Source organism: Enterococcus cecorum, from assembly GCF_052119425.1.
GTDB lineage: Bacteria > Bacillota > Bacilli > Lactobacillales > Enterococcaceae > Enterococcus_E > Enterococcus_E cecorum_C.
In genome coordinates this window covers 1-9,540 of record NZ_JBQKFH010000060.1, presented here as the reverse complement: position 1 = coordinate 9,540, position 9,540 = coordinate 1, and the positions used below count along the sequence as shown (strand labels likewise).

The 9,540-nt window shown below is 38.2% G+C and carries 6 protein-coding genes, 14 tRNA genes and 1 rRNA gene; 5 read left to right on the top strand and 16 right to left on the bottom strand.

The window, feature by feature from the left end:
* Positions 1-132: 132 nt before the first annotated feature.
* Positions 133-2,562 (bottom strand): hydroxymethylglutaryl-CoA reductase, degradative, encoded by a 2,430-nt coding sequence (locus ACTQZM_RS11120; protein WP_441653806.1) that lies wholly within the window; start codon positions 2,560-2,562, stop codon positions 133-135.
* Positions 2,563-2,729: 167 nt separating this feature from the next.
* Between ACTQZM_RS11120 and ACTQZM_RS11115 the strand changes: the two genes are divergently transcribed.
* The 4 genes from ACTQZM_RS11115 (at position 2,730) to ACTQZM_RS11100 (ending at position 6,973) form a co-directional block, all read left to right on the top strand.
* Positions 2,730-3,881: a hydroxymethylglutaryl-CoA synthase gene (locus tag ACTQZM_RS11115; RefSeq protein ID WP_441653805.1), complete on the top strand. Its 1,152-nt coding sequence runs from the start codon at positions 2,730-2,732 to the stop codon at positions 3,879-3,881.
* A gap of 387 nt (positions 3,882-4,268) precedes the next feature.
* Positions 4,269-5,237, top strand: a complete 969-nt coding sequence (locus ACTQZM_RS11110) for an ABC transporter substrate-binding protein (protein ID WP_248625568.1) — start codon at positions 4,269-4,271, stop codon at positions 5,235-5,237.
* 15 nt (positions 5,238-5,252) lie between these two features.
* On the top strand, positions 5,253-6,167 hold the full coding sequence (locus ACTQZM_RS11105; RefSeq protein ID WP_441653804.1) for an ABC transporter permease: 915 nt from the start codon (positions 5,253-5,255) through the stop codon (positions 6,165-6,167).
* Complete coding sequence (locus ACTQZM_RS11100) at positions 6,167-6,973, top strand: ABC transporter ATP-binding protein (RefSeq protein WP_441653803.1); 807 nt, start codon at positions 6,167-6,169, stop codon at positions 6,971-6,973. Before ACTQZM_RS11105 ends, ACTQZM_RS11100 begins: the two co-directional genes overlap by 1 nt.
* Before the next feature lie 97 nt (positions 6,974-7,070).
* On the opposite strand, the gene ACTQZM_RS11095 is transcribed toward ACTQZM_RS11100, so the two are convergent.
* Both ACTQZM_RS11095 and ACTQZM_RS11090 read right to left on the bottom strand, forming a co-directional pair.
* Positions 7,071-7,142, bottom strand: a tRNA-Gln gene (locus tag ACTQZM_RS11095).
* Positions 7,143-7,149: 7 nt separating this feature from the next.
* Positions 7,150-7,222 (bottom strand) — tRNA-His (locus ACTQZM_RS11090).
* Between the two features lie 132 nt (positions 7,223-7,354).
* Here ACTQZM_RS11090 and ACTQZM_RS11085 point away from each other — a divergent pair.
* Positions 7,355-8,161, top strand: coding sequence for a C39 family peptidase (locus tag ACTQZM_RS11085; RefSeq protein WP_441653802.1), 807 nt, complete (start codon positions 7,355-7,357; stop codon positions 8,159-8,161).
* A 215-nt stretch (positions 8,162-8,376) separates the two neighbouring features.
* Here ACTQZM_RS11085 and ACTQZM_RS11080 read toward each other — a convergent pair.
* The 13 genes from ACTQZM_RS11080 to rrf all read right to left on the bottom strand — a co-directional run bounded on the left by ACTQZM_RS11080 (position 8,377) and on the right by rrf (position 9,528).
* A tRNA-Leu gene (locus tag ACTQZM_RS11080) sits at positions 8,377-8,461 on the bottom strand.
* A 5-nt stretch (positions 8,462-8,466) separates the two neighbouring features.
* Positions 8,467-8,537: transfer RNA gene (locus ACTQZM_RS11075), tRNA-Cys, on the bottom strand.
* Positions 8,538-8,553: 16 nt separating this feature from the next.
* Positions 8,554-8,625, bottom strand: a tRNA-Gln gene (locus ACTQZM_RS11070).
* Positions 8,626-8,632: 7 nt separating this feature from the next.
* Positions 8,633-8,705 (bottom strand) — tRNA-His (locus ACTQZM_RS11065).
* 2 nt (positions 8,706-8,707) lie between these two features.
* Positions 8,708-8,781 (bottom strand) — tRNA-Trp (locus ACTQZM_RS11060).
* A gap of 5 nt (positions 8,782-8,786) precedes the next feature.
* Positions 8,787-8,867: transfer RNA gene (locus ACTQZM_RS11055), tRNA-Tyr, on the bottom strand.
* A 2-nt stretch (positions 8,868-8,869) separates the two neighbouring features.
* A tRNA-Phe gene (locus tag ACTQZM_RS11050) sits at positions 8,870-8,945 on the bottom strand.
* Positions 8,946-8,963: 18 nt separating this feature from the next.
* A tRNA-Asp gene (locus tag ACTQZM_RS11045) sits at positions 8,964-9,039 on the bottom strand.
* A 5-nt stretch (positions 9,040-9,044) separates the two neighbouring features.
* Positions 9,045-9,117 (bottom strand) — tRNA-Val (locus ACTQZM_RS11040).
* A gap of 3 nt (positions 9,118-9,120) precedes the next feature.
* Positions 9,121-9,192: transfer RNA gene (locus tag ACTQZM_RS11035), tRNA-Glu, on the bottom strand.
* A gap of 10 nt (positions 9,193-9,202) precedes the next feature.
* A tRNA-Ser gene (locus ACTQZM_RS11030) sits at positions 9,203-9,292 on the bottom strand.
* Between the two features lie 41 nt (positions 9,293-9,333).
* Positions 9,334-9,407 (bottom strand) — tRNA-Asn (locus ACTQZM_RS11025).
* A 5-nt stretch (positions 9,408-9,412) separates the two neighbouring features.
* Positions 9,413-9,528 (bottom strand): 5S ribosomal RNA (gene rrf / locus ACTQZM_RS11020).
* Between the last annotated feature and the right edge of the window lie 12 nt (positions 9,529-9,540).

Sequence of the window (9,540 nt, the reverse complement as noted above, 5' to 3'; positions counted from 1 at the left end):
GTCGACTTAATTATAGAGGAAACAGATGTCTTTTTCTATTATTATGATTATAAAAAAAGATATTTAGTGTTATCCTCCGTTTGAGTAACAACACTAAATATCATAGACCCAAAAATGATTTCACTCGTTTTTTTATTTACTTGTTCTTAATTTGGTTAAGATTTGACGGGCATTTTCTTGATTCATCGTCGTTTGTAATAAAGCTTCAACCACACTAGCTATTTCATGATCATTAGCGCCAACACTCATTGCTAGACTACGCGCCTGCATTTTCATATGTCCTTTTTGAATTCCTTCTGAAACTAAAGCTCTTAAGGCTGCCAAATTTTGGGCCAATCCTACGCTAGCTAAAAGCATCGATAAAGTTTTGGCATCGCTATTTTGCAATAATTGATGGAAACTTGCCGCTTTAGGTAACACATGAGTCGCCCCCCCTACACTAGCAATCATCAGTGGTAATTGAATTTTACCAACTAACTGATTTTCGACAATTTCCCAAGTACTTAAGCTTTTGTATTGTCCATCTCGACTGGCAAACGCATGAATATTAGCCGATAAGGCGCGAGTATCATTTCCAAGAGCCAAACACAATGCTTCTATCCCATTCATAATTCCTTTGTTATGCGTAACTGCACGAAATGGATCAAGCTGTGCATAACGACTTGCCTGAACAATTCTCTGAGCTACTTGTCGCCCATTGCCCAACTTATCTAATTGATTAAAATCAACTGCCACTTTTGCTGTTACTAATGCATCAGGCGTGTAATTCGTTAAAATGGCCATTAATACATCCACAGATAGTTGACGCCTTAATTCAGTGGCCATTGCTTCTAATACCGTATTTAACATATTGGCACCCATTGCTTCTTTGGTGTCCATCCAAACATCAACACATAAAAATGCTTCACTATTAAAGGTACGTGTCGCAAGCTTCACAACACCGCCCCCCCGTTTGACAATAGATGGATAAGCTTGTTGTGCCACTGCTTTTAATTTTGGTAATAACGCCTCTACTGCCCTAGCAATCGACTGAACATCGGCAATATTTTGTAATACAATTTGTCCTTGCGCCAAACGATTTTGAACTTCTGCTTGAAAGCCCCCGGTTTGTTTAGTCATTTTTGCTGCATAGCTACAAGCCGCTACAACAGAGGGTTCTTCTGTTGCAAACGGTAGATAATAAGTTTTTTCATTCACGATAAATTCAGGGACAATCCCTACTGGCAAAGCAAAATCAGTGACAACATTTTCAATTAAATGCGTCATTACTTTTTCATCTAAACTATGATTTTGCCATTGAGCAATGACCGTCTCATCAATTAGACCACTTTCATGCAAGAAATCGTGACGCTGATCAATGGTTAGCTGTTGGAACTTTTTTTTTTCAATATTTGAATGTTCTTGGGGATTTTCAATTAACATCGCCAATCCTAAGCCACCGCCAATACACAAAGAAGCAATTCCAAAGCGTTTTTTAGTTCGTTTTAGTTGATGCGCAAGAGTAGTGACAATTCTAGCCCCACTCGCACCAATTGGATGACCTAAACTAATGGCACCACCGGCAATATTGATTTTTTCATCGGGAATCTGTAGTTGCTCTTTAACGACGATTGATGAGGCCGCAAAAGCTTCATTAATTTCAAACAAATCAATCTCATCCAAGGTTAAATCAACTTGTTTCATCAACTGTTGAATCGCATCAATAGGAGAAATTCCCATAAATTGTGGATCAATACCTACTTCACTGGTTGCCTTAATTTTTGCTAAGATAGGCAATTGATGCGCCTTTGCATAACTTTCACTTGCTAAAAGTACTGCGCTGGCCCCATCATTTAACGGTGAAGCATTTCCAGCAGTTACAGTCCCATCTGCTTTAAATACAGTTTTTAATGAGGCTAATTTGTCTAAAGAAGTATCTGGTCGCACCGATTCATCACTAGTAATCAAAGCCCCTGTAACTTCAATAGGGACGATTTCACTTTCAAAATAGCCATTTTTCATTGCCTCTGTCGCTTTTTGATGAGACTGTAAAGCATAAGTATCTTGCATTTGACGGGTGATTTGATATTTCTCTGCTACATTTTCAGCTGTTAAGCCCATGTGTTTTCCACTTAGCGCATCTGTCAAACCATCGACAATCATCACTGGCTGTGGCGTAGAGTAGCTATCCGTTTGTTTATCATACGCACTAATATATGGCGCACGCGTCATATTTTCACAACCACCTGCTAAAACTACTTGGGCCTTTCCTAATTGAATCTGTTCCATCCCTAAAATCAACGCTTTGAGACCTGAACCACAAACTTCATTTACTGTCATTGCCGGAACAGTTTGTGACAAGCCACTTTCTAAAGCAATTTGCCGGGCAATATTTTGGCCACTTCCTGCTTGTAAAACTTGACCAAAAATAGCTTGATTCACGTCATCTTTTATTTTAGGATAGCGATTAAATAACTCAGTTACAACATTTACTGCTAATTTCTTGGCACTAATATTTTTATACATGCCACGATATTTACCAATCGGGCTTCTTAATGCGTCAATGATTACTACTTGTTCCACATCAACACCTCCAATGGAAATATATCATTTATTGACAAAAAATAAAATATAAATGAATCAAAATACTAGTTATTCTAAAAAATTCTTAACAAAACATACAATTATTTTCTTTTTTTCTTCAAAATGTGCTATTTTATTATAGTAGAACGTTGAAAGGGGATAAACAAATGAACGTTGGTATTGATCAAATCAGTTTTTACGTACCTCAAATGTATTTAGACATGACTGATTTAGCCCAAGCACGTAATGTCGATCCAAATAAATATTTAATCGGAATTGGTCAAGAAAAGATGGCCATCAATCCACAAAGCCAAGATATCATTACTCTAGGTGCCAATGCGGCTGAGAAAATCTTAACAGACCAAGACAAAGAACAAATTGATTTAGTGATTGTTGGTACTGAATCTAGTATTGATGAATCAAAAGCTAGTGCGGTTATCTTACACCGTCTTTTAGGCATTCAACCTTATGCTAGAGCCATCGAAGTGAAAGAAGCTTGCTATGCCGGTACCGCTGCATTACAAATGGCAATCAACCATGTTCGCTTACATCCAGAAAGTAAAGCTTTAGTCATTGCCACTGATATTGCGCGCTATGGTTTAAATTCTGGCGGCGAACCTACACAAGGGGCTGGTGCTGTAGCGATGTTGATTACCAAAGAGCCTCGTATTCTTGTAATTGAAGAAAAAACACTCGCATTAACCAAAGATGTCTATGATTTCTGGCGACCAACCAATCAAAAATATCCGCTGGTAGATGGCCCATTATCCAATAGTACCTATATCAACGCCTTTAGTGATGTATTTACAGCGTATAATCAAAAGTATCAACAAAGCCTGACAGATTACAAAGCCTTGTTATTCCATATCCCTTATACAAAAATGGGTAGAAAAGCTTTGAATCACCTATTGGAAAATGTCGATGAAGCACTCGCAAAAGAATTTATTGACAACTATGAGTTAAGTATTCGTTATAGTCGTCAAATCGGTAATCTCTATACTGGTTCCCTTTATCTAGGACTGATTTCTTATCTAGACCATGTCGCAACACTCAAGCCTGAAGATACAATTGGTTTATTTAGCTATGGTTCAGGTATGGTTGGCGAATTTTTCCAAGCACATGTGGTTGAAGGCTATCAAGAACACCTACATACCACGGAAAATCAAGAAAGTTTAAGCAAGCGCCATCGCCTTACATTTGATGAATATGAAACTTGCCTAAATGAACATCTCGATCCAAGTATTGACCAAGTATTTGAGGATGAAACACGCTTTAGTATTGCAAAAGTTGAAAATCATATTCGTTATTATAAAAACTGACAAATATAGAGTTCTCTTATTTAGTTAAGCTACTTAAGAGAATTCTTTTTTATTTTCAAATTTTCTTAATATTTTTCATTGACTTTTAATAAATTTTTAACTATAATTCAATTAATTCCAAAAGGAGAGGAATATTTCTATGAAGACGCAATTAAAACACATTAGTCAGTTGAATCACTTCTACTTTAGCTATTTTAGATAGACTTGTATTCATAACACATTATGGATACAAGAAAAAGTATCTATAATGGCTAAGGATTTTTTGATTGCATTTAGCCATTTAACCTGAATGGCTGAATTAATATTGAACTTTCAACCATTTAGGCTATTCCTAGATGGTTTTTTTATTTAGAAAATTGCTCTTTAAAAATGAAAGGATTGAAAAAAATGAAAAAGAAAAAAATAATGACTGCCCTAGTTGCGATGAGTGCGGCTTTACTATTGGCTGGTTGTGGAAACAAAGAAAGTAAAAAAGATGCCCAAAAAACAGTTGGTGTCTTACAAATCGTGCAACACCCGTCTTTAGATGCTGCTTATGAAGGATTTAAAGAAGGATTAAAAGAAGGTGGCTATACGGAAGGCAAAAACGTCAAATTTGATTATCAAAACGCCCAAAATAACCAAGACAATCTCAAAAGTATGAGTGAAAAATTAGTCAAAGAAAAAGCCGATTTATTGCTAGGTATCGCTACTCCATCTGCACAATCTTTAGCTAACGAAACACAAGATATCCCAATTATGATTACTGCAGTGACCGATCCTGTGGCTGCCAAATTAGCCAAATCATTGAAAAAACCTGGTACAAATGTCACTGGTACAACGGATATGGTACCGATTGATAAACAAATCGAATTATTATTAAGTATTGTCAAAGAGGCAAAAACAATTGGTATTATGTATAACACAGGAGAAGCAAACTCAAAAATTCAAGCAGACTTAGCTGAAAAAGCCTTGAAAAAAGCTAATGTGAAAGTTAAAGTCCTAACTGCCAATACTACCAACGACGTACAACAAGTAACAACTAGTCTTGCCAAAGATGTGGATGGTATTTACATTCCAACAGATAATACTTTCGCCTCAGCAGCTGCCGTAATTGGTGAAGTTGCCAAACAAACCAAGACCCCTATCGTTGCTGGATCAGTAGAACAAGTAGAAACAGGTGGTTTAGCAACTTACGGAATTGATTATAAAGAACTAGGAAAGCAAACTGGCTTAATGGCCGCTAAAATTTTGGATGGTAAAGAAAAACCTGCAACAACTGCAATCGAATCAGCGAAAAACCTAAAACTTGTTGTCAATGAAGATATGGCTAAAGCATTAGGTATTGATCCAGCAAGTATTGTTGCCCCTAAATAGATTGGAGATTATTTCATGAATATTATTTCAAACTTACCCCTTCTCTTACAATCAGCTGCATCTCAAGGTGTCTTATGGTCGCTTTTAGCAATTGGGGTATTTATTACCTTTAGAATTCTCGATATTGCTGACTTAACGGCAGAAGGAAGTTTTCCTTTAGGCAGCGGGATTGCAGCAATTAGCATCGTTCACGGCCTTTCACCAGTTGTTGCTACCCTCTTAGGATTTTTAGGAGGCGTACTTGCTGGCTTAGTATCGGGTATCTTGCATACAAAATTAAAAATACCTGCCCTACTTGCCGGAATTATTACGATGACTGGCCTTTATTCGGTGACTTCACGTGTGATGGGTGCACCTAACATTGCGCTTTTAGGAGAAGATACCTTATTTTCTTGGCTACAAAATATGGGACTAACAAAAGTCAATGCCGCAATCATTATGGGCTTAATCATTAGTTTATTAGTAATTTTACTATTGCACCTTTTCTTTCGTACTGAAATTGGCTTAGCGATTCGTGCTACCGGGGATAATATTGATATGAGTCAGGCCAATGGTATTCATACTGATTCGATGAAATTGATTGGTTATATGATTTCTAACGGCTGTATCTCCCTTTCAGGTGCGTTAATTGCCCAAAATAATGGCTTTGCAGATTTAAACTCAGGTGTTGGAACCATCGTTATCGGATTAGCTTCAATCATTATTGCTGAGGTATTATTTGCTAACAAGCCTCTATGGATACGATTTTTAACAATTATCGCTGGTACAATTATTTATCGTTTCATCTTAGCCTTAGTCTTTGAATTTAATGTCGAACCAAGTGACTCAAAACTAGCCTCTGCCATTGTTTTAGTGGTTTGTCTATCTTTACCACAATTAAGACAAAAATTAGGCTTAAACAACATTTTCAAAAAAGGAGGTAAAAAATAATGAGTACTGTACTTAAAATTACGAATCTCCATCAAATTTTTGAAAAAGGAACCATAAATGAAAATCATGTGTTAAAAGGTATTGACTTAGAAATTGAATCAGGAGACTTTATCACAATTATCGGTGGTAATGGTGCAGGGAAATCAACTTTATTAAATAGTATTGCCGGTGCTATTCCTACTGAAACAGGTAAGATTGAATTAAATGGTCAAGACATCACGAAACAATCCGTTGTTAAGCGTTCCAGACAAATCAGTCGTGTCTTTCAAGATCCAAAACTTGGCACGGCAGTACGATTGACGGTTGAAGAAAATATGGCTATTGCATTAAAACGCGGACAAAAACGCGGCATTAGTTCAGGTGTGAAAGCCAAAAATCGCGAATTTTTCCGTGAACAACTTCAAAGCTTAAATTTAGGCTTAGAGAATCGCCTAACTGCAGAAATTGGTTTACTTTCAGGTGGGCAGCGACAAGCAATTACGCTATTGATGGCAACTTTAGTACGACCTGAGTTAATTTTACTAGATGAACACACTGCTGCACTTGATCCCAAAACGTCTGCTACGGTAATGGAACTAACCAATCAATTAATTCAAGAGCATCAATTAACTGCCTTTATGGTGACACATGATATGAACGATGCAATTAAATATGGGAATCGACTAATCATGCTCCATCAAGGACAAATTGTTGTAGATGTTAAAGGAAAAGCCAAAGAAAAGCTAACTGTTCCTGAATTAATGGAAATGTTCCAAAAAAATAGCGGTTCACAATTAGATGACGATAAGCTACTATTAACGAAGTAAAAAAACGAGCTCACTTATCCTAACATATAAGTGGGCTCGTTATATATTTATAAATAAAATAGCAAAAAAAAAGACAGCCTTCATGAAAGCTGTCAAACTGGGGTAGCTGGATTCGAACCAACGCATGAGGGAGTCAAAGTCCCTTGCCTTACCGCTTGGCTATACCCCAATAAAAGGGCGAATGATGAGAATCGAACTCACGAATGCCGGAGCCACAATCCGGTGCGTTAACCACTTCGCCACATTCGCCATATTAATAACTAATTCGTTAACCGAACAATAGATAGTATAACATCAATTTCTATTTATGTCTATAAAAAAATTGCAATTTTTTTTAAAATGTGTAAAAATCATATTAACAATTTATATGGGAGGAATCATGTGGAAAAGCAAACGAAGCCTTTACCAAAAGGAAAAAATATAGGGCCTAAAAAACCGAAGAAAAAACGGCGGAAACTTAAGAAAAAAGTGAAAAGAGTCTTATTACTGATTCTTGCATGTATCTGTTTATTGATTGGCTTTTCGGTAAAAAATCATTTACATCAAAAGCAAATCGAGGCACAACAACAAGAAAAAATCTTAAAGGAAAAAGCTAAAGCAAAACAAGAAAAAGCAAAACAATTAGCTTTCGAAAAAAAGAACCCACAAAGAACATATGGTGAAAAGACACGTAAAAAATTAACCAAGGAAAACTTAAATTCCTACCTCATTCTTCAAACAGATGAACGATGGGCCAAGAAAAAATATGGTTGGGGAGAAGATACGACTTTTGCTAAAAATGGCTGTGCAATTGCTTCTTTAGCAATGATTGAATCTTATTGGCAAAAAAAACTAATAAATCCAACTACTGTACTTTCCTGGGCGAAAGATGATTACTACACTGATCAAGGTACTTCTTGGGCAATATTTCCGCAATATGCCCAACAAAATAACTACCAATATCTTGATTTAAGTGATAGGATTCAAAATGCCCTTCCTTATCTACAAAAGGGTATACCCGTACTTATTTCCGTTAATCCAGGAAAATTCACCCCAAATGGTCATATTATGGTTTTATCTGCCTACAATGGCAAAAAAATTCGGTTATTGGATCCCAATGATGACGCCAAGAAGAAACACTCTCTTACCTGGTTTACACCTGAAGAGTTGCAAAACGAAGCTGCACATCTATGGGTCTTATATAAGTAATAGATAGACGAGATATTTTCTTTTGAGAATATCTGTCTATTTTTTTTACGATGAACATTTTAAGTTGAGAAAAAACTATCTAAATATATCTATAGCGATACATCTTCGCGCTTCTGCTCATCTGCTCGCTCTTATCTTTTAACGTATTGCGAAAAATATTATAGAAAACTTCTATAAGTGCAAAAAAAAGAGACAAGAACTAAATCTTGTCTTAATACCGGCGGCCGGGGTCGAACCGGCACGCCCTCAACGGGCACTGGATTTTGAGTCCAGCGCGTCTGCCAATTCCGCCACGCCGGCATATAAGGCGGTAACCGGATTTGAACCGGTGATGAAGGTTTTGCAGACCTCTGCCTTACCACTTGGCTATACCGCCATATATGTTTTACTAACTGGGGTAGCTGGATTCGAACCAACGCATGAGGGAGTCAAAGTCCCTTGCCTTACCGCTTGGCTATACCCCAATAAAAGGGCGAATGATGAGAATCGAACTCACGAATGCCGGAGCCACAATCCGGTGCGTTAACCACTTCGCCACATTCGCCATGGCAGGGGCAGCAGGAATTGAACCCACACTAACGGTTTTGGAGACCGCTGTTCTACCTTTAAACTATGCCCCTATAAATGGAGGAGAGTGGATTCGAACCACTGAACCAAAAGGAACGGATTTACAGTCCGCCGCGTTTAGCCACTTCGCTACTCCTCCGATGGTGGCGCGGGACAGAATCGAACTGCCGACACATGGAGCTTCAATCCATTGCTCTACCAACTGAGCTACCGAGCCACAATATTTAATTAATAATGGCGGTCCCGACGGGATTTGAACCCGCGATCTCCTGCGTGACAGGCAGGCATGTTAACCCCTACACCACGGAACCGACAATGGAGGTTAACGGGATCGAACCGCTGACCCTCTGCTTGTAAGGCAGATGCTCTCCCAGCTGAGCTAAACCTCCAAATGATCCGTACGGGATTCGAACCCGTGTTACCGCCGTGAAAGGGCGGTGTCTTAACCACTTGACCAACGGACCAATATTAAAACGGAGAGTAAGGGATTTGAACCCTTGAGACAGTTATTAACCATCTACATGATTTCCAATCATGCTCCTTCGGCCTCTCGGACAACTCTCCAGGCAAAAAGAGCGCAATACTCTTTCTCTCTTAATGAGATACTCCGGCAGTAGGACTCGAACCTACGACATCATGATTAACAGTCATGCGCTACTACCAACTGAGCTATGCCGGAATGAAGCGTGGCGACGTCCTATCCTCACAGGGGGAAACCCCCAACTACTATCGGCGCTAAGAAGCTTAACTTCTGTGTTCGGCATGGGAACAGGTGTATCCTTCTTGCTATCGCCACCACACTATTTACTTGA